This window comes from Chelativorans petroleitrophicus (assembly GCF_025398195.1).
GTDB lineage: Bacteria > Pseudomonadota > Alphaproteobacteria > Rhizobiales > Rhizobiaceae > Chelativorans > Chelativorans petroleitrophicus.
This window is the reverse complement of the sequence record NZ_JAODNV010000009.1, coordinates 123,657-141,390: the sequence shown is the minus strand read 5'-3', so window position 1 is coordinate 141,390 and position 17,734 is coordinate 123,657. Positions and strand designations below refer to the sequence as shown.

Annotated in this window: 21 protein-coding genes; 9 read left to right on the top strand and 12 right to left on the bottom strand. The window is 63.0% G+C overall.

Annotated elements, in window-relative coordinates; genetic code table 11:
- Positions 1-140: 140 nt before the first annotated feature.
- The 5 genes from NYR54_RS09280 to NYR54_RS09260 all read right to left on the bottom strand — a co-directional run bounded on the left by NYR54_RS09280 (position 141) and on the right by NYR54_RS09260 (position 4,758).
- On the bottom strand, positions 141-1,187 hold the full coding sequence (locus NYR54_RS09280) for an L-idonate 5-dehydrogenase (RefSeq protein WP_261515356.1): 1,047 nt from the start codon (positions 1,185-1,187) through the stop codon (positions 141-143).
- A gap of 10 nt (positions 1,188-1,197) precedes the next feature.
- Positions 1,198-2,478, bottom strand: coding sequence for a TRAP transporter large permease (locus NYR54_RS09275; RefSeq protein ID WP_261515355.1), 1,281 nt, complete (start codon positions 2,476-2,478; stop codon positions 1,198-1,200).
- Positions 2,479-2,988: a TRAP transporter small permease gene (locus NYR54_RS09270; RefSeq protein ID WP_261515354.1), complete on the bottom strand. Its 510-nt coding sequence runs from the start codon at positions 2,986-2,988 to the stop codon at positions 2,479-2,481. It lies immediately after the preceding gene.
- 71 nt (positions 2,989-3,059) lie between these two features.
- Positions 3,060-4,037, bottom strand: coding sequence for a TRAP transporter substrate-binding protein (locus NYR54_RS09265; RefSeq protein WP_261515353.1), 978 nt, complete (start codon positions 4,035-4,037; stop codon positions 3,060-3,062).
- Between the two features lie 22 nt (positions 4,038-4,059).
- A complete protein-coding gene (locus NYR54_RS09260; RefSeq protein ID WP_261515352.1) occupies positions 4,060-4,758 on the bottom strand; it encodes a GntR family transcriptional regulator in 699 nt (232 codons plus the stop codon).
- A 106-nt stretch (positions 4,759-4,864) separates the two neighbouring features.
- Here NYR54_RS09260 and NYR54_RS09255 point away from each other — a divergent pair, with 106 nt between their 5' ends.
- Together NYR54_RS09255 and NYR54_RS09250 are read left to right on the top strand one after the other, a co-directional pair.
- A complete protein-coding gene (locus tag NYR54_RS09255; protein ID WP_341484291.1) occupies positions 4,865-5,176 on the top strand; it encodes an extracellular solute-binding protein in 312 nt (103 codons plus the stop codon).
- 13 nt (positions 5,177-5,189) lie between these two features.
- Complete coding sequence (locus NYR54_RS09250) at positions 5,190-5,624, top strand: GMC oxidoreductase (protein WP_261515350.1); 435 nt, start codon at positions 5,190-5,192, stop codon at positions 5,622-5,624.
- A 22-nt stretch (positions 5,625-5,646) separates the two neighbouring features.
- Here the strand turns inward: NYR54_RS09250 and NYR54_RS09245 are convergent, their stop codons facing one another.
- Positions 5,647-6,402: an IclR family transcriptional regulator gene (locus NYR54_RS09245; RefSeq protein WP_261515349.1), complete on the bottom strand. Its 756-nt coding sequence runs from the start codon at positions 6,400-6,402 to the stop codon at positions 5,647-5,649.
- A gap of 338 nt (positions 6,403-6,740) precedes the next feature.
- Between NYR54_RS09245 and NYR54_RS09240 the strand changes: the two genes are divergently transcribed.
- The 6 genes from NYR54_RS09240 to NYR54_RS09215 all read left to right on the top strand — a co-directional run bounded on the left by NYR54_RS09240 (position 6,741) and on the right by NYR54_RS09215 (position 11,519).
- Positions 6,741-7,244 carry an amino acid ABC transporter permease gene (locus NYR54_RS09240; protein ID WP_261515348.1) on the top strand — a complete coding sequence of 168 codons (504 nt, stop codon included), beginning with the start codon at positions 6,741-6,743 and terminating at the stop codon, positions 7,242-7,244.
- Entirely contained in the window at positions 7,244-7,891 is a 648-nt protein-coding gene (locus NYR54_RS09235) for an amino acid ABC transporter permease (protein ID WP_423738600.1), read from the top strand. Before NYR54_RS09240 ends, NYR54_RS09235 begins: the two co-directional genes overlap by 1 nt.
- Positions 7,878-8,609: an amino acid ABC transporter ATP-binding protein gene (locus NYR54_RS09230; RefSeq protein ID WP_261515346.1), complete on the top strand. Its 732-nt coding sequence runs from the start codon at positions 7,878-7,880 to the stop codon at positions 8,607-8,609. The genes NYR54_RS09235 and NYR54_RS09230 overlap by 14 nt, the downstream gene beginning before the upstream one ends.
- An 87-nt stretch (positions 8,610-8,696) precedes the next feature.
- Positions 8,697-9,485 carry a transporter substrate-binding domain-containing protein gene (locus tag NYR54_RS09225; protein WP_261515345.1) on the top strand — a complete coding sequence of 263 codons (789 nt, stop codon included), beginning with the start codon at positions 8,697-8,699 and terminating at the stop codon, positions 9,483-9,485.
- Between the two features lie 67 nt (positions 9,486-9,552).
- Positions 9,553-10,569, top strand: coding sequence for a succinylglutamate desuccinylase/aspartoacylase family protein (locus tag NYR54_RS09220; protein WP_261515344.1), 1,017 nt, complete (start codon positions 9,553-9,555; stop codon positions 10,567-10,569).
- The gene (locus NYR54_RS09215) at positions 10,569-11,519 is read left to right on the top strand and encodes a threonine ammonia-lyase (RefSeq protein ID WP_261515343.1); all 951 of its coding nucleotides are present in this window, start codon (positions 10,569-10,571) and stop codon (positions 11,517-11,519) included. Before NYR54_RS09220 ends, NYR54_RS09215 begins: the two co-directional genes overlap by 1 nt.
- A 75-nt stretch (positions 11,520-11,594) precedes the next feature.
- On the opposite strand, the gene NYR54_RS09210 is transcribed toward NYR54_RS09215, so the two are convergent.
- Positions 11,595-12,413: an FGGY-family carbohydrate kinase gene (locus NYR54_RS09210; protein WP_261515431.1), complete on the bottom strand. Its 819-nt coding sequence runs from the start codon at positions 12,411-12,413 to the stop codon at positions 11,595-11,597.
- A 39-nt stretch (positions 12,414-12,452) separates the two neighbouring features.
- On the opposite strand from NYR54_RS09210, the gene NYR54_RS19280 reads away from it, so the two are divergent.
- Positions 12,453-13,145: a type 1 periplasmic-binding domain-containing protein gene (locus NYR54_RS19280; RefSeq protein WP_261515435.1), complete on the top strand. Its 693-nt coding sequence runs from the start codon at positions 12,453-12,455 to the stop codon at positions 13,143-13,145.
- Between the two features lie 53 nt (positions 13,146-13,198).
- Here the strand turns inward: NYR54_RS19280 and NYR54_RS09200 are convergent, their stop codons facing one another.
- From NYR54_RS09200 to NYR54_RS09180, 5 genes are all read right to left on the bottom strand, one after another.
- Positions 13,199-14,209, bottom strand: coding sequence for an amidohydrolase family protein (locus NYR54_RS09200; protein ID WP_261515342.1), 1,011 nt, complete (start codon positions 14,207-14,209; stop codon positions 13,199-13,201).
- Between the two features lie 22 nt (positions 14,210-14,231).
- On the bottom strand, positions 14,232-15,011 hold the full coding sequence (locus NYR54_RS09195; protein WP_261515341.1) for an ABC transporter permease: 780 nt from the start codon (positions 15,009-15,011) through the stop codon (positions 14,232-14,234).
- A complete protein-coding gene (locus NYR54_RS09190; protein ID WP_261515338.1) occupies positions 15,008-15,820 on the bottom strand; it encodes an ABC transporter permease in 813 nt (270 codons plus the stop codon). Before NYR54_RS09190 ends, NYR54_RS09195 begins: the two co-directional genes overlap by 4 nt.
- On the bottom strand, positions 15,820-16,614 hold the full coding sequence (locus NYR54_RS09185; RefSeq protein WP_261515337.1) for an ABC transporter ATP-binding protein: 795 nt from the start codon (positions 16,612-16,614) through the stop codon (positions 15,820-15,822). Before NYR54_RS09185 ends, NYR54_RS09190 begins: the two co-directional genes overlap by 1 nt.
- A 115-nt stretch (positions 16,615-16,729) precedes the next feature.
- Entirely contained in the window at positions 16,730-17,716 is a 987-nt protein-coding gene (locus tag NYR54_RS09180) for an ABC transporter substrate-binding protein (RefSeq protein WP_261515336.1), read from the bottom strand.
- Positions 17,717-17,734 lie beyond the last annotated feature (18 nt).

Genomic DNA, 17,734 nt, shown 5'->3' with positions numbered 1-17,734 from the left:
CTTGATCTGTATCAAAGACCGGTGCGCGCCCTGCAAACCGGACGCTCATGCAACGACGATACGAAGCTCAGCCGTTTGTTGCGCCCTCCGCGGAATTGCACCGGCCTTGCGCCGGAGCCGGCCGGGATCTCTAAGAGGCCTCATTCCGCGGCAAAGCTGAGCTGAACCTTGACCGCCCGGCGGCGGTCGCCTGCATGCTCGAAGGCTGTGAGAGCTTCTTCAAGCGGGTAGCTTGCCGAGATGAGAGGCCGGACGTCGATCGCGCGGCTGTTGATAAGCCGCACGGCCTCGGCAAACTCCGCATCGAAGCGGTGCGAGCCGATGAGATTGATTTCCTTGCCCACGAGGACGTTCACTGGAAGCGGAAGATCGCCCGTCACGCCGAGCTGCACGATCGTGCCTTGGGGGCGCACGGCCTCGATCGCGGTTTTCAGCGCTGGGGCAGCGGCGGAGCATTCGAAGGCAAGATCGAAGGCGCCCTTTTCCGCAGTGTAGGGGCCGAGCATTTCGGCGTCCATGCGGACATTCACTGTGTGTGTGGCGCCCATCTGCCGGGCGACGCTAAGAGGCACGTCCTGCAAATCCGTCACGACGATCTCGCTGGCCCCTGCATGGGCGCAGGCTGCCGTCACCAGTGCGCCGATCGGGCCTGCGCCCGTGACGAGCACGCGCTTGCCGGCAATGTCGCCCGCGCGATTTCTTGCATGCAGGCAGACGGCAAGCGGCTCCGCCACCGCCGCTTCGGCGAGCGTGATTTCTGGCTCGATCTTCTCGCACTGGAAGGCCTGGGCCACAAGCAGATCGCGGAAGCCTCCCTGCTCATGCGGAAAACGCAGGGCAGAGCCGAAGAACCGCATGTTGAGACAGTGCTGGCGCAACCCCTCCCGGCAGAAGCGGCATTCGTTGCAGGGCCGGCTGGGATTGACGGCAACGCGGTCGCCCGGTGAAAGGCCTTTGACTCCCTCGCCCACGGTCTTCACCGTGCCTGCAATCTCATGGCCGAGGATGATCGGCTCCCTGACCTTGATCGGGCCAAAGCCCCCATCCTGATAGTAGTGAAGATCAGAGCCGCAAATGCCCCCGGCCCCGATCACCACCAGAACCTCTTCGGCACCAGGCTCCCCCGTCTCCATCTCCTCAATGCGCAGGTCGCGCTGGCCATAAAGCCTGCAGACGCGGGTTTTCATGAGGCTCTCCCTAAGTCCCCATTAGCGTGGTCGGCAGCCACGTCGCAAAGGGCGGATAGTAGGATACGAGCAAGAGAACGATGATGTTGGAAATCAGGAATGGAATGACAGCCTTGATCACCGGCATCAGCGGGATGCGCGCGATGTTGCACGCCACGAACAGGCAGACGCCTATTGGTGGGGTCGTGAGGCCGATCATCAGGTTCAGCACCGCGAAGGTGGCGAAATGCAGTGGGTCTATGCCCACACTGGTCGCCAGCGTCAGCAGCGGCACGAACAGGATGATGAGCGCGGCAATCGTTTCCATGAACATGCCTATCACGAGCAACAGGCAGTTGATGAGCAGAATGACAAGATACTTGTTGTCCGTGACCGAGAGCACGGCGTTCACCAGCATCTGCGGGATGCGTTCGGAAGCAAGGATCGAGCCGAACACGTTCGCGAAGCCGACCAGCGCCAGAATGCCAGCGGAGGAAACCGCACTGTCCACAATGATCTTCGGCACGCGGCTGATCGGCAGCTCGCGATAGATGAACGCGCCAACGATGAAGGCGTAGATGCACGCCACAATGGCCGTCTCCGTCGGCGTGGCGATGCCGGACATGAGGCCGACGATGATGAGCGCGATCATTGCCAGCGCCCAGAAGGCGGAGAAGAAGGAAGCAAAGAGCTCGCCGAAACCTTTCCAAGGCTGGCGGGGATAGTTGCGGCGCACGGCAATCACATAGCAGGTAATGCCCATGCCGATGCCCATCAGCAAACCCGGAACCGCGCCGGCCAGGAATAGCTGGCCCACCGACATGCCGGAAAGAGCGCCGACGATGATCATGGGTACGCTCGGAGGGATCATCGGCCCGACGGTGGAGGAAGCCGCGGTGATTGCGGCCGAAAAATCGGCCGGGTAGCCTGACTTCTTCATGCCTGGGATCATCACGCCACCCGTGGCGGCAACGTCGGCCACGGCCGTTCCTGAAATGCCGCCGAACATCATGGAGTCGGCCACGTTGGCCATGGCGAGACCGCCGCGCATCCAGCCCACCAGCGCATTAGCGAAGCGGATGATACGCTCGGTGACGCCGCCATAGTTCATTAGATTGCCGGCGAGGATGAAGCCCGGAATGCACAGGAGCACGAAAACGTCCATGCCCGCGTACATGCGCTGCGGGATGATGACCACCGGAAGGCCCGCCGCGAGGATGTAGGCGAGCGATGAAAGGCCGAGGCAGACCGCTACCGGCACGCCCAGCGCCAGCGTGCCGGCAAATGTGACGAGAAGCAGAAGCAATTCCATCTAACTAGTTTCCTCGGTCGGCTGAGCGCGTCCATCGTCCGTGCCGGCGAGCATTCCGATCACCCGGGACAGAGCAAACAGGAAAAGGAGGACTGAAAGAACGAGAATGCTGGCATGGATGTAGTCCATCGGCCAGCGAAGGCTTGGGGAGCGCTGCATGGCGCCGATCGCCGTGAACTTCCACGCCGGAACGATCATCACCGCGCCCATAACGGCCGTGAGGGCCGCCGAGAAAAACCGCATCCACCAGGCGACGCGTTCTGGAACCGCCTCTTGGAGAAGATCGACATTCACCAGCTCGCCCGTGAGCAGCGACAGCCCCACGCCGAAGGCGGTCATGTAGAGAAGCAGGTAGCGGGAAGCTTCTTCGGTCCAGACGGGCGAATAGAGACCGAGGCTGCGTGTCACGATCTGAAGCGTCACGACGGCGATGAGGACGGAGAAGGCGATGCCCACTCCGATCCGGCTTGCCTCGGACAGCAGCCTGGTCAACAGAACCAACGCGCGCATAGCTTCGTGCCTTTCCCGCTGCAAAGGCGGAGCAGCCTCGGGCCGCGCCGCGGAAGATCACGAGTTCATCCTCAGCGATTGAACAGATCCTCGACGATAGGGCGAAGCTCTTCGTCAACGCTGTTGATCACAGGCTCACGCGCGGCGTCGGCGAAAGCCTGCTGATCGACTTCCACGAAGGTCATGCCCTTGGCCTCGAGATCGGCGCGGATGGCGTCCTCGTCCTGCAGGAACAGCTCGCGCTCATAGGCCTGCGCGCGGCGGGCAGCCTCCATCACGTGGCCCTGGTCTTCCTCCGAAAGCTTGTCCCAGACCTGCTCGGAAATGGTGAGATAGATCCAGGAGCGTACATGCTCGGTCAGGTTCACGTGGCTCTGCACCTCGTTGAAGGAGGCCGACTGAATGAGCGCCAGCGGGTTTTCCTGCCCGTCGATCGTGCCGTTCTGCAGCGCGGTGAAGACCTCGGAGAAGGCCATGGGGGTCGGCTGCGCGCCGAGCGCCGTCCACACATCGACGAAGAGCGGCACGTTCGGCACACGCAGGCGCATGCGGTTTAGCTCCGCGGGCGTGGTGATCGGCCGGTTCGCGGTCAGGTTGCGGGGCCCACGCGCGAAATAGGCGATCGGACGCACCTGCGCGCGCTCGATGATCTGCTCCTCGATCTGCTTGCCAAGCTCGCCGCTGGCGATGGCGTCCATGTCCTCGAGCGACTTATAGGCATAGGGAATGGCCAGAAGAGCCGCCATGGGCGCCCAGTTTTGCAGGCTCTCACCGGTGATGGTCATCTCCACCGTGCCGAGCTGCATGCCGTTGATGAGGTCCATTTCACGGCCGAGCGAGTCGTTGGGATAGACCTCGACCTTGATCCGTCCATCCGTGAGCGCAGCAAGCTCCTCGCCGAATTTCAACGAAGCCTTATGCCAGGAGTTCTGCTCGTTGGCGAGATGGCCAAGCTTCAGCGTCAGCTCCTGGGCCATAGCCGAGCCGGCCAGCAATGCGCCGACAATGCCCGCGATCAGGGTTTTGGTAAGTCTGCTGAAGGGTCTCATTCCGTTTCCTCCATGTTGCGGGTTAGTCATCCGTGTTATCAAAAAAGTCCGGCCGCGCCGCGGCGATGGCCGGAAGGTCGGTCAGGATCTTGCGCAGGTGCCCGCGCATGGCGCTGGCCGCAGCCTCCGGATCGCGCCGGGCGATGGCCCGGACGATATCCGTGTGCTGGGCAACCAGATCACGTTTCGGAAAGTGGAGCGTGCTCAGATAACGCACGCGGTCCATCTGCCCCTTCACCTGCTCGATGACTTTCCAGGCATAGGCCTTGCCTGCGGCCTCGGCAAGAGTCCTGTGGAAGCGTTCGTCGAGCGGGATGAAGCGGCTGGACTCTGTATCCGTCAGCCTTTCCTGTTCACGAAGCTGCGCCTCGAGCTCCCTGACCAGCGCATCGTGGGCCTGTTCGGCGACAAGCCGGACGATATCCGCCTCGATCGCCTCGCGCACAAAGCGCACGTCCATGACTGCGGCCGGCGAAATCTTGCGCACAAAGGTGCCCCGCTGCGGTCGCACTTCCAGGAGGCCCTCTTCGGCAAGCTTGATGAAGGCCTCGCGCACAGGCTGCCGGCTCAGTTCATACGTCGCAGCGATCTCCGCTTCGGAAAGGCGGCTTCCAGGCGCCAAATCGACGCTGATGATGCGCTGGCGCAGAATGCGATAGAGCTGCGGCCCCAGGGGCGCGCTTTGGTCTAAGGTCCACACTGTGCGCGGCGCATCATTCATGCTGAACTCGCGTTCTTTCGCGCGCCGTTTATGACCATACTTCCATACTAGTCAACGGCTGAAAATGTCGCTGCCTACATCCCCCTACATCCCCCCTACTTTACCCATGACCGAAATCTGGGCGATGGGAATCCCCGACAACAGCCAAAACAAGGATCTTGCATGGGATTTCATCCGCTACATGTCTTCGCCCGATACCGCGCGCCGGGCGGCGCTCAATGGTAATGGGCCGATCCGCCCCAGCGCCTACGACGATCCCGGCGTGCAGGTGCGCCTGCCTTATTGGGAAGCGGAAGCCTCGGCCATTTCGATGGAGACAGGCTATCCCTATAATGTCGACTTCAACGGCGCGTCGCCCTTAGCGCGGCCTCGGCCCCGAGGATGGTTTCGTCTACAGCGTCTGTCTCCGCCGGCCTGAGAGCCGGGGCCGGGTGCGTCTGGGAGGGCTTTCGGTAAACGACGCTCCGATAATCGAGGCCAATTATTTTGGCGAGGCGAATGATCTGGAGCGCACCGTCGCCGGGTTGCGGATTCTCGAAAAGCTGGCGCGTCAGCCTTCGCTCGCCCGCATCATAGAGCGAAAAGTCCTGCCGGTGCGGATGGACAGCGACGATGATCTTCGCGCGCACATCAGGGAGACGGCGACCACGGTTTTCCACCCTTGCGGGACGTGTCCGATGGGAACCGGGCGCCAAGCGGTCGTCACGCCCGATCTGCGCTTGCGCGGTTTCGATGGCCTTCGCATTGCCGACGCTTCGGTGATGCCCTCGATCCCCTCGACCAATATCCATGCGGCGACGATCATGATCGCCGAGCGCGCGGCTCACATGGTGCAGAACGCCTTCCCCGGTTCGCAGGCCACTTGAGGGGGCTCTATCCTGTTTGCCATCATAATGCCCCCAATTGCTCGGCAATCTCCGTGCAGGCCTGTTTCTGGCGGGCGAGAATTGCGTCGAAGTTGGGAGCGGCGCTCTTGCGGGTAACCGCCACCACCGTGATACAGGCGACAGCGTAGCCTTCTGGCGACAGGATCGGGCAGGACAGATCGGTCAGCCCCGAAATGTCGCGGCTTTCGGCGATGATCGCGCCGGCCTCCCGAACGCTTTGAAGCTCCGCCAGAAGGCTGGAACGGTCCGGCGGACTGCGCATCGAAACGAGGCTTTCGGCGATCATGCGATCGCGCATGTGGTCGGGCTGGAACGCCATCAGGACAAGGCCTGAATGGGCGTCCGCCAGAGGCCGCCGATAGCCAAGCTTGAGCGAGAAATTCATGTCGGTTCCGCCGGAACTTGCCGCGATGATAACCGTCTCTCCGCGATGTGCCACGACGAGATGCGTGGCCTGGTGAATTTCGTCGGCGAGCCTCTCCACCACGGGCGCGGCGACACTCACCAGATCCCGCGAGCGCGCCGTCTGCATGCCGAGCCCGAACAGCTTGTTGGAGAGCATAAGGCCCTCGCCCCGGTGATCGCGCAGCACATAGCCGCGCGCGAGCAGAACGTGCACCACGCGAAAGATCTCGCTCTTCGAACGCCCGAGCTTCTCCGCGATCTGGCGCGTGCTCAGGGGTCCGTTCTTGGCGAGAAGCTCGAGAATATCGAGACCCTTTTCGAGAGCCGGAGCGGAATAGAGTTTTTCCGACATCAGGAATGACCGTTTCAGATTTGGTCCTTGACTCCACATATAAAGCGTACATACCGTATTGTCACCAGAGTCGGAGAGGCTGCTATAGTCCAGGTAACCGGGTGATGCGGCTCAAATTCATATGAATGCGGAGAGGGAGGCTCTGCGCATATGGAGTATAATTTTATATTTAGATCGGTCCTGCGATTTCAAGACGAGATCCTGAGCGGCCTCCTCCTTACCTTGCAGCTCTCGGTTTCAGCCATGCTGATCGGGCTCCTTATCGGTATTGCAGGGGCGGTGCTGAGCGGGGGGGGGGGCCCCCGGGGGGGGGCCCCCCCCGGGGGGGGCCCCACCCCGTGCGGGCCTATGTGGAGCTGATCCGCAACACGCCTCTCCTGGTACAGCTGTTCATCGTTTTCTTCGGCCTTCCGACCTTGGGGATCCGGCTTAACGCGAACGAGGCCGCGCTGGTCGCGCTGTCCATCAATCTCGGTGCCTACAGCACCGAGATCATCCGCGCGGGGATCGAATCCCTGCCCAGAAGTCAGATCGAAGCCGGGCGCGCGCTGGGCCTGACAGCGCTGCAGACATTCCGCTACATCGTGCTCTATCAGGCGGTGAAGGCCATCTATCCGGCACTCGCGAGCCAGTTCGTGCTGCTGATGCTGGCCACCAGCATCGTGTCCGCCATTGGCGCGACGGAGCTCTTTCACCAGGCTGCCTTCATTGAATCGCGAACCTACCGCTCCTTCGAGGTCTACACGCTCATCACGCTTTCCTATCTTCTGTTGACCGTCGGTTTCCGCGGCCTCTTCTCGCTCGTCTACTGGGCCGTCTTCGTTAGGAGGCCCAGCCGATGATCCGCGAGTTCGCACTGGCCGACTTCGGTTACCTTCTGCTCGCCACGCGCTGGACGATCCTCCTCGCGCTGACGGCCATGCTCGGTGGCGGGTTTCTCGGACTGGTGGTTGCCATCTGCCGGGTGCTGCCTATCCGGCCTCTGAACTGGCTGACTGTGGGTTATATCAACCTTATCCAGGGCACGCCGCTTCTGGGGCAGCTGTTCGTCTTCTTTTTCGGGTTGCCGCTGTTCGGCCTGTCGGTGGATGCGTGGACCGCGGCGGCGCTTGCGATGTCGATCTACGCCAGCGCGTTTTTCGGGGAGATCTGGCGTGGCTCGCTGCAATCGGTACCCCTGCGTCAGTGGGAGGCGGGCGCATCGCTTGGGCTCACTTACAGGCAGCGTTTGGCCTACGTCATTATTCCCCAGGCCGTCCGCATCTCCATCCCACCCACGGTCGGCTTCATCGTGCAGCTGGTTAAGAACACGTCGCTTGCTGCCCTCATCGGATTCATCGAACTGACGCGCGCCAGCCAGATCATGGCCGCTGCCACCTTCGCGCCGCTGCAGGTCTATCTCGCGGCGGCCGGCATCTACTTCGTGATCTGCTTTGGGCTCAGCCACGTCAGCCAGTTGCTGGAAAGGAGGCTCCATGTCGCTCGTTAGCCTGGAAAACGTGGTGAAGCGCTTCGGATCGCTGGAGGTACTGAAGGGCGTTTCGCTGGAGGTCGACAAGGGCGAGATCGTTGCCGTGATCGGCCGCTCCGGCTCCGGCAAATCCACGATGCTGCGCTGCATCAACGCGCTCGAGCCGGTGCAGGCGGGAAGGATCATGGTGGACGGTATCGAGGTGACGGCCCCCGGAGCCGACCACAACAAGCTGCGCGCCCGAGTGGGTATGGTTTTCCAGAGCTACAATCTTTTCCCGCACCTGAACGTCGAGCGCAACGTCAAGCTGGCCCTGAAGCTGGTGCGACGCATGAGCGATGCCGAGGCGAGCGAGGTCGCGCGGCGCATGGTGGCGAAGGTGGGACTGGAGGACAAGCTCCTTGCCTATCCGGACGAATTGTCTGGCGGCCAGCAGCAGCGGGTTGCCATAGCGCGGTCGCTCGCCATGCAGCCGACCATCATGCTCTTCGACGAGATCACGTCCGCTCTCGATCCCGAGCTCGTGGGCGAAGTCCTGAAGGTGCTGGAGGAACTTGCGGAAGAGGGCATGACGATGATGCTGGTCACGCATGAGATGCACTTTGCGCGAACTGTCGCCGACCGCGTGGTCTTCATGCATGAGGGACGGATTCACGAGGAAGGCCCGGCCGAACAGATTCTGCGCGAGCCGGGAACGGCGGAGTTGAGGAATTTTCTTTCGGCCGTGCTCCACTGATCGGGTGCGCGGCCCGGCGGTGGGGCCTGCATCTGAAGCAGGGTGAACGGTCAAGAGTACAGCTTCTAGACAACCAGGGAGGAAACCATGCTGAGGAAAATTGCAATCACGGCTGCGGCCTTGCTGACAATGGGGCTGGGCCTTACGGGCCCCGCAGCCGCCGATCTTCAGGACATATTGTCGGCCGGCAAAGTGCGGATAGGCGTGCCCATCGACGTGCCGCCCTTCGGGTTCGTCGATGAAAACAACCAGCCTACCGGCCTCGACGTGGATGTGGCCAATCTTGTCGGCGAGGCGCTGGGCGTCGAAGTTGAACTGCAGCAGATCACCGGCGCCAACCGCATCCCCTATCTGGTTACCGATCGGCTCGACATGGTGATTTCGGCAATGGGCGCTACGCCGGAGCGGGCGCAGCAGATCGCTTTCTCGTCGCCCTATTCGGCGCTTTCCATAGGCGTTTTCGGGCCGGACGAGATCGCCGTGTCGAGTCCTGCGGATCTGGGGTCCGAGACGATTGCCGTCGCGCGCGGAACCACGCAGGATCTGGAACTCACCGCGGCGGCGCCCGATGCCAACATCCAGCGCTTCGATGACGATGCCACCGCGGCGGCGGCCTTCCTTTCCGGTCAGGTCCAGTTGCTTGCGACCGCCAATGTCGTGGCCAAGGATCTGATGGACAAGAATCCGGGCGTGGTGCTCAAGCCGAAGTTCATCCTGCGCTACTCGCCGACGCACATCGGCATCCAGCAGGGCAACCCGGAACTTCTGCGTTGGCTCGACACCTTCGTCTTCTATCACCTGACCACCGGCAAGCTCTCCGAGATCACCGAAAAGTGGTTGGGGCAGCCCTTACCGGAGAACTTCCCTTCGCTCTGAAGAGCTCCAAGGCGGACGGGCGCTGACCGCCCGTCCATCCCCTTCGTATCCAGTCCAAAGGCACCTCATGGCCCGCAGTTCGACAGCATTCACCGACCTGGATTTCGACAGGCCCGGCAAGCAGACAGGTTACATCAATATCCCGCACTCGCCGCACGAGGACGCCTGGGGTGCTACGCGCATACCGCTCTGCGTCATCAAGAATGGAGAGGGCCCGACCGCAATTCTCATGGGCGGCAATCATGGCGACGAGTATGAAGGGCCGATCACCCTGGGCGAGATTATCCGTGATCTCGACCCCGCCTCCATTTCCGGCCGCCTGATCATCCTGCCGGCGCTGAATCTGCCGGCTGTCATGGCAGGGCGCCGCACTTCGCCGGTAGACGGGCTCAACCTCAACCGCACCTTCCCAGGCAATCCCGCCGGCTCCATCACCGAGCAGATCACGGCCTATCTCAGCGATTACATCTATCCTCTGGGCGATGCGCTGCTGGACCTCCATTCCGGCGGCTCTTCGCTCAACATCCTGCCCAGTGCCATTGTCGAGCCGGCACCCACTCCGGAGCACCAGCGGCGCAACATCGAAGCGGTCCTCGCCTTCGACGCGCCGCTGACCGTTGTGATCGACAATCTCGGCGAGCCCCGTACGTCCACCGCTGCTTCGGTCCGCGCAGGCCTGACGACGGTCGGCACCGAAATGGCCGGCGCCGGGACAGTTTCCAGGGAAGCGCTCGATATTTGCCGGAGGGGCGTGCGCAACGTGCTTTCCCATTTGGGCATTCTTCCAGCCTCATCGGCGAGCGAACGCCGCCACGGCGACCGGCCAATCCTTAAGATCCCGGGGCCGAACGGCTATGTCTTCGCCACCGCCGATGGCGTGTTCGAGGCGGAGCATGAACTCGGCACCACGGTAAAGGCGGGTGATGTCGCCGGCCGCATTCACTTTTTGCATCAGCCCTGGCGGCAGCCGGAAACGCTGTATTACAACGCCGATGGGATGGTGTACGGCCGCAGACAGCCGGGGCGCGTGACCCTCGGCAACTGCTGCGTGGTGGTCGCCGCGCCGTATGAGGGTGAATTTTGATGATAGGGCTGGATGACGTTCGCGCCGCAGCAGAGCGTATTGCCGGCCAGGTTCGCAGGACCCCGGTGATCGCAGCCGACAATCTGAAGGAATCCTTGGTCTCGGTCCCGGACGTCAACGTGGTCCTGAAGCTGGAGCTGCTTCAGGTCACCGGCTCATTCAAGGCGCGCGGAGCGACCAACCGGCTCCTGTCCATGGATCCGGCGATGCTGGAAAAGGGCATCGTCACCGCGTCCGGAGGCAATCATGGCCTTGCCACCGCGCGCGCCGGCTATATCTCCGGCGTTCAAACGACCATCTACCTGCCGGAAAATGCAACGCCGGCAAAGATTGAGAAGCTGAAGCAATGGAACGCCGACATCCATATTGTCGGCTCGGTGTGGGACGCCGCCAACGCGGCGGCGCTGGAGCACGTAAAGCGGACTGGTGCCGCCTATTTCCATCCCTTTGCAGATCGTGAGGTGGTGGCGGGCCAGGGAACGGTTGCCCTCGAAATTCTCGATCAGATTCCGGAAGCCGATGTGTTTCTGGTGGCCATGGGCGGCGGCGGCCTGATCAGTGGCGTCGCCACCGCTGTGAAAGCACTGCGGCCGAAGGCGCGCGTGATCGGCGTGGAGGCCGCCGGCTCGCCGGTTCTGCTGCGCGCTCTTGAAGCGGGAAAGAACATCGCTCTCGATGCCGTCACGACTTCGGTTGCGACCATGGCCTGCGCCAAGACGGATGACCGAATCTTCGAGATCGTGCGCGACAAGGTGGACGAGATCGTTCTCGTTGAAGACGATGAGATGCTGAGAGCTGCGCGGTGGCTCTGGTTCGAGATGGGGCTTGCAGCCGATTTGAGCGGCGCGGCCGCGATCGCCGCCTTGCGCGAGGGCCGGGTTGCATTCAACAGCGGCGAAACGGTCTGTGCAATCGTCTGTGGTGCCGGACCCGAGGCCATGGCGGGATGACCGCTCTTGTCTGCAGATAGGTTGCCGGTGTTTTATGCTTTATAGGTCGGACGCAATTGTGATCGTCGGGGGCAGCTACTCCACTTTCCGCCCGGCCTCGCTTGTGCGGATGTCGCGCGCGGCCTTCTGGAGCGAGAGGAAGGCCCGGTAGCGGCTCTCGTGCACGGCGTTGATGACGCCTGCGGCGGGCGTGTAGGTGGCGGAGACACCCGACATCGCCTGCATCGCGGTCACGATATCCGGATAGAGCCCCGCCGCAACGGCACCCAGGATGGCCGAGCCGAGCAGTACGGGCTCGTCGACCCGGCTGGCGAGCATGGGCCGTCTGGTAGCGTCGGCGAGGATCTGGCGCCCCAGCGGGTCCTGCCCCGCACCGCCGCTGATCATGATGCGCTCCACCCGGACGCCGGCAGCGTCCTGCGTCTCGAGGATCTGGCGCAGGCCGTAGCCGAGGCCGCAGACACCCGCGATGTAGAGTGCCACGAGACTGGCCACGTCCCGCTCCATGCTGAGGCCGGCGATGACGGCCCGCGCATGCGGATCGGCAAAGGGGGCCCGGTTGCCGAGAAATTCAGGCACCACATCAAGCCCGCGGGCAAGCAGCACCGTTTCCGAGAGGTTTTTCGAGCCCTGGCGTGCCTTTTCGGAAAGCCAGGCGGGAAGGGAGAGGGCCACCTCCTTCGCCATGCGGGCTGCCTCTTGCGCGGCAGGGTAAAACGACAGTAGCTGCTCGATGGCCGCGCCGACGGCCGACTGACCCCCTTCGTTGAGCCACATGCCGGGCCAGCACTCTGTGGTGGGTCGCGTTGATGCGTTCCGCCTGCGCGATGGCCCGGTGGTCCATGGAGCTGGGACCGAACGCGCGGCCTGTTTCCCGTCATCACCTGCATCCAGCGCGAGCCCGAGCTGGAGCTGGAGGCCGCGCGACTGCTGGTGTCCTACCAGGTGGATCTTCTCATCTCCACGGGCGCGACGGACCCGGACCGGATCAGCGACTTCTGTGCGGCGGCGGGTGTGAGAACGATCAATCTCGATCTGCCGGGCAGCCGCTCGCCCTCCGTCGTCTCGGACAATTACAGCGGCGCGCGGGACCTCACGCGCGTCATCCTCTCCCGCATCCAGACGGAGTTCGGAGTACTCGAGCCGCTCTATTTCATCGGCGGCCGGCTGAGCGATAACAATACGGCGGAGCGGCTGCGCGGCTTCCGCGAGGCGCATGCCGAGCTGGGGCTGGAGGTGCCGGAGGAGCAGCTCGTCATAAGGGGCTACGCGCCGGAAAAGGCCGAAGCGGCGCTCGAGGCGCTGGACTTGCCGCGGCGCTTCGGAATTTTCGTCAATTCCACCATCACGCTGGAAGGCGTGGTCCGGTGGATGCAGCGCAACAAACGCGGCGGAAAATCCGGCCTGCGCTTCGGCTGCTTCGACTTTGATCCCTTCGCCGCCCGGCTGCCGGAGAATGTCGGCATGGCTGAGCAGGATGTGCCTCACATGCTGGAGGCGGTGTTCGAGATGATCGACAGTCCGCCGTCATCCAACATCCTCCATAAGGTACCGTGCATCCTGAGGCTGCCTGAAGAATGGAACGAGGCCGGCAGGACGCTGCCGGAGCTTACCCCGGCCGGCTGACCGGTTGAGCCTCATCGGCGGGCCCGTGGAAAGACCCTGCCACGGATCGTTCTTCAGGCGGCTTGGGCCGCGGCGTCCTTCAGCCCCAGAATGCGTATCGCGTTCTCGTGGAAGAGTTTTTCCCTGTCCTCGGAAGAGAGGCCGATTTCGTCCAGCAACCTCAGAGCGGTTGCCGGGTCCCAGCAGGGATAGTCAGTGCCGTACATCACGTTGTCGATACCGTAATACTCGATCGCAAACTTCATGCCGGCGGAGTGGGGCGACACCGTATCGGTGTACATGCGCTTCAAATAGGTGCTGACCGGCCGCGGGAGCCCGGCGGTCTTCGTGTTCTTGTCCATCCGGCCCGACTGGTAGGGCAGCGCGCCGCCCGTATGCGAGAGCACAAGCTTCAGGCCGGGGTAACGTTCCATGATGCCGGAAAGCACCAGCCGCGAGGCCGCCACGCTCACCTCGACGACGCGGCCGAGACTCAGGTGCAGTGCCCCGTTGTAGCCTTCCAGGAGATCGGCAAAGACGGCGTCGGTCGGGTGCAGGAATATGGGCAGGCCCAGTTCCTCGACACGTTTGTAGAAGGGTTCAAGCCGCTCGTCATCGATCCGTCCTTCGCGGCCGACACTGCCTGGCAGATTGACGCCCATGAGGCCCAGCTTGCTGACGGCGTGGTCCAGTACGTCGAGCGCCGCGCCGGTGTCGCTGAGCGGGACCGCCGCGCTCGCCCATACCCGGCCGGGATAGCGTCGCTGCGCGCCCGCCATCTCCTCGTTCCACATCATGGCGAGGTCCCTGCCCTCCTCCACCGGCAGTTCGGAGAAGGCGATCGACAATGGCCCGATGGAGAGCACCACGGAGATGTCGTGGCCGAGGGCATCCATGGCTTCGAGCTGGCGGTCGAGGTCGAACCATTCGGCCCAACTCGCCACGGTGCCGCTGCGCCCGCCGGCGCCCTTGTAGGTGTAGCCACCGCGCTCATTGGGATCGGCGCGCGGGAAGCCGTGGCGCTTGTGCAGATGCTCCAGCACCGAGCGCGGCCACCAGTGGAAATGCGAGTCGATGATTTTCATACGCCTTGCCCTCTGAGCTGCATTAATTGTCGTGGACGACACGCCAGGCTTCGGTGCGCTTCTCGATATAGGAAAGCGCCTGGGTCAGAATGACGCCGAGAAGGATGACGGTGACGATCGGCACCATCATGCGGCTGGTCTGCAGCATCTGCGCATAATAGGCGATCGAGTAGCCAAGGCCGGCATTGGCGCCGAAGAGTTCCGCCACGACCACGCCCGTGAGGGCCCGCCCTACTCCCAGCCTCAGGCCCGCCACGATGACCGGCACGGCGCCGGGCAGCGCGATGCGGAAGAAGATGTCGTGGGGGCGTGCGCCGAAGGACGTGGCGACCCTTTTCAGGTCGCGGTCCACATTCTTGATGCCCGACAGCGTGTTGGCATAGATCGGTGTCAGCGCAAACAGGAAGGCGATGGCTACAATGGTCGGCGTTCCATAGCCGAGCCAGGCCACGAAAAGCGGATAGAAGGCCACAGTGGGCGCCGAATACTTGAACCAGATGAAGGGCTCCAGTGCCGCTTCGGCATCGCGGAACCAGCCGGCGAGCACGCCGAGCCCTATGCCGACCACGACCGCCAGCCCCAGCGCCAGCGCGAAGGAGTAGAGCGTCGCGGCAGTGTTGACGAGCAGCGAGCCGTCCTGAAGCTGGACGAGCAGCTCCTGCCAGACGGCGCTGGGCGTCGAAATGAAGAAGGGATTGACGATCCCGAAATCGACGACGAGCTGCCACAGGACGCCGATGATGATGAATGACATCGTGCCCAGGATCAGCGCCTGCCGGCGCATGAAGACATCCGTGATCATTCAGGTCTCCACGTGCTCACGCGGTTTTCCAGGGCGCGGACGGAGACGGTCAGCAGGTAGCCGAACACGCTGACCACGAGCGCATAGACCAGAAGCCGGTCGATGCGCATGGCCGAGCCGTAGGTGTTGAGCTGGTATCCGATGCCCGCCTGCGAGACGAAAAGCTCACCGACCACGACGCCCATCACGCCGCGCCCGACGGCAAGGCGGATGCCGGTGAGGATCGACGGCAGCGAACCTGGCAGGAGAATGCGCACGAAGACGTCGAGCTTGCTGGCGCCGAAGGAGCGGGCGGCACGGATCAGCTGCGGATCCGCCTCGCTCATGCCGGCGATGGTGTTCACCACGATGGGAAAGAGCGCGTTCAGAAATACGATCGCCACCTTGGAGGCCATTCCGATGCCGAGCGAAACGACCAGAATCGGCAGCAGCACGAGCGTCGGCGCGACATAAAGTGCCATCAGAGGTGGATCGATCAGGTGGCGCGCCGTACGCGACGTGCCGAGCAGCACGCCCAGCGGAATGCTAACCACGAGGGCCAGCGCGAAGCCCAGCGAGAACTCCGCAAGACTTATCCGTGCATGATAGAAGAAGTCGTCGTTGAGGATGACGTCTATTGCGGCAACGAGGACCTGGGTCGGTTGGCTGGTGAACCTGCCATTGACCCAGCCCATTTCTGGTGCGAGCTGCCACAGGATGAAGAACACCGCGACGGAAAGCATGCTGATCACCGTCGATCGGTCCGGACGCCAGTTCCGGGCGGCGCGGCTTTTTCCTGTGTCGCGGGCGGAGGTCGCAACCATCGCCATTACGCAGCCTCTTCCATGAAGTGCATACCCGCCATGTCGGCCGCGAGATGTGCCCGCAGCCGGCGCCGGTATTCGGTGAACTGGGGCGTGTCCAGGATTTCCTGCGTCCGCGGCCTCGGAAGGTCGATGGCGATTACTTCCTTGATGTGGCCGGGGTTGCGGCCCATCACGACGACCTTGTCGGAAAGGAAGATCGCCTCGTCGATATCATGAGTGACGAAGAGAGCGGTCTTCTTGTCGCCTTCCCAGATCCGCAGGAGCTCGCCGCCCATGATCTCGCGGGTCTGCGCATCGAGCGCACCGAACGGCTCGTCCATCAGAAGCACTTGCGGATCGACGGCCAGGGCGCGTGCGATGTTGACGCGCTGGCGCATGCCGCCCGAGAGCTGATGGGGGTGATAATCGGCGAAACGGGCGAGCCCCACGAGCTTTATCATCGACATTGCCCGCTCGGTGAGGTCGCCGCCTGTCCAGCGCTGCATCTCCAGACCGAAGCGCACATTCCCGAGCACTGTCCGCCACGGCAGGAGGGAGGCGTCCTGAAACACCACCGCGCGGTCAGGTCCGGGCCCCGACACCGGCCGGCCGCCGATCGTGATCGTGCCGCGTGCTATCTTGACGAGACCGGCGACCGACAGGAGGAGCGTGCTCTTGCCGCAGCCGCTCGAGCCGACGATGGAGACGAATTCGCCTGCTGCGATGGAGAGGCTGATATCGTCAACCGCCGCGAACACTTCGTCGCTGTTCGGTTTCCTGTAGTCGATTCCCAGATTGCGGATCTCGATCTCGGCCATTGGTGCCTACTCCACTTTCGGTGCAGCTTTTCGGTCTGCCCGCCGGCTGCCCATTGTACCCGGATGCTGCCCGCCGGGCTGCGCCGGGACGGGGAACCGTCCCGGCACGTCCTCGTCATTCCGGCTTCCACTCGTCGAAGCTGTCAACATAGGTGGGGTCCCAGTAGCGCTCCAGCGGCCATGCCTCCGTATAGGTGCCGCTCTGGATTCCCATGTCCCAGAAGGCCTTCATGCCGGCCTCGCTCGGTAGGCGCCCATCCTCGTAGATGCCATCGATGAAGTCGTCATAGCCGCGGCTAGCGTATTCTTCCTCGAAGCCCACGCGGTCGATCAGTACCTCGACGGCGCGCTCCTTGTTGGACTTGGCGAAACGCACGCCCTTTACGAAGGCGCGCAGGAGCGCCTTGACCGTGTTCGGGCTCGACTGCAGGAAGTCCTCCTTGGCGTAGAAGACATGGAAGGGATAGTCTTCCGCAATGTCCTTCTGGCTCATGATGAGATTGTACCCGCGGTCGGCCGCCATGAATTTCTCCGGGGTTGCGAAGATGTTGACGTCGAGCTGGCCGGCGTCCATGGCCGCCAGCCGCGGCGCGGAACCGCCACCCTGGATAATCTGCACGTCCTTGTCCGGATCGATGTCGTGGATGGTGAGGGCGTAGCGGGTGAGATAGTCGGTGGAGGAGCCGAAGCGGGTGACGCCGAAGCGGGCGCCCTTTGCATCGGCCAGCGACTTGATCTCCGGCACCGCGTACCAGTCGAAGACGGTCATATTGAAGCCGGCGTAAAAGACCTTGATGCCTTGCCCCGTATCGACACCCACGAGAGCCTCCGACAAGGCGCCGACGCCGACATCGACTGCCCCCGCGACCATGCCGCGAACGAGGTCCGTACCGCCGTTGAAGGCGACGATCTCGACCTTCAGGCCCTCTTCCTCGAAGTAGCCCTCTTCGTCGGCAAGATAGAGCGGGATGAAGGTCGATGTGGTGACCGGCAGGCCGATGGTGATGTCGGTCTTCTCGGGCGCGTTCTGCGCATGGGCGAGGCCCATCGCCAAACCGAGCGCGGCAATTGCCGCTCCCAGCGTTTTCATGAAGTTCATCATATACAGTCCTCCCTGTTC

Bases quoted from the DNA above. Each gene is read 5' to 3' on its own strand.
- NYR54_RS09280 (WP_261515356.1), bottom strand. From the start codon at position 1,187: ATGAAAACCCGCGTCTGCAGGCTTTATGGCCAGCGCGACCTGCGCATT.
- NYR54_RS09275 (WP_261515355.1), bottom strand. From the start codon at position 2,478: ATGGAATTGCTTCTGCTTCTCGTCACATTTGCCGGCACGCTGGCGCTG.
- NYR54_RS09270 (WP_261515354.1), bottom strand. From the start codon at position 2,988: ATGCGCGCGTTGGTTCTGTTGACCAGGCTGCTGTCCGAGGCAAGCCGG.
- NYR54_RS09265 (WP_261515353.1), bottom strand. From the start codon at position 4,037: ATGAGACCCTTCAGCAGACTTACCAAAACCCTGATCGCGGGCATTGTC.
- NYR54_RS09260 (WP_261515352.1), bottom strand. From the start codon at position 4,758: ATGAATGATGCGCCGCGCACAGTGTGGACCTTAGACCAAAGCGCGCCC.
- NYR54_RS09255 (WP_341484291.1), top strand. From the start codon at position 4,865: ATGACCGAAATCTGGGCGATGGGAATCCCCGACAACAGCCAAAACAAG.
- NYR54_RS09245 (WP_261515349.1), bottom strand. From the start codon at position 6,402: ATGTCGGAAAAACTCTATTCCGCTCCGGCTCTCGAAAAGGGTCTCGAT.
- NYR54_RS09230 (WP_261515346.1), top strand. From the start codon at position 7,878: ATGTCGCTCGTTAGCCTGGAAAACGTGGTGAAGCGCTTCGGATCGCTG.
- NYR54_RS09225 (WP_261515345.1), top strand. From the start codon at position 8,697: ATGCTGAGGAAAATTGCAATCACGGCTGCGGCCTTGCTGACAATGGGG.
- NYR54_RS09220 (WP_261515344.1), top strand. From the start codon at position 9,553: ATGGCCCGCAGTTCGACAGCATTCACCGACCTGGATTTCGACAGGCCC.
- NYR54_RS09215 (WP_261515343.1), top strand. From the start codon at position 10,569: ATGATAGGGCTGGATGACGTTCGCGCCGCAGCAGAGCGTATTGCCGGC.
- NYR54_RS09200 (WP_261515342.1), bottom strand. From the start codon at position 14,209: ATGAAAATCATCGACTCGCATTTCCACTGGTGGCCGCGCTCGGTGCTG.
- NYR54_RS09195 (WP_261515341.1), bottom strand. From the start codon at position 15,011: ATGATCACGGATGTCTTCATGCGCCGGCAGGCGCTGATCCTGGGCACG.
- NYR54_RS09190 (WP_261515338.1), bottom strand. From the start codon at position 15,820: ATGGCGATGGTTGCGACCTCCGCCCGCGACACAGGAAAAAGCCGCGCC.
- NYR54_RS09185 (WP_261515337.1), bottom strand. From the start codon at position 16,614: ATGGCCGAGATCGAGATCCGCAATCTGGGAATCGACTACAGGAAACCG.
- NYR54_RS09180 (WP_261515336.1), bottom strand. From the start codon at position 17,716: ATGATGAACTTCATGAAAACGCTGGGAGCGGCAATTGCCGCGCTCGGT.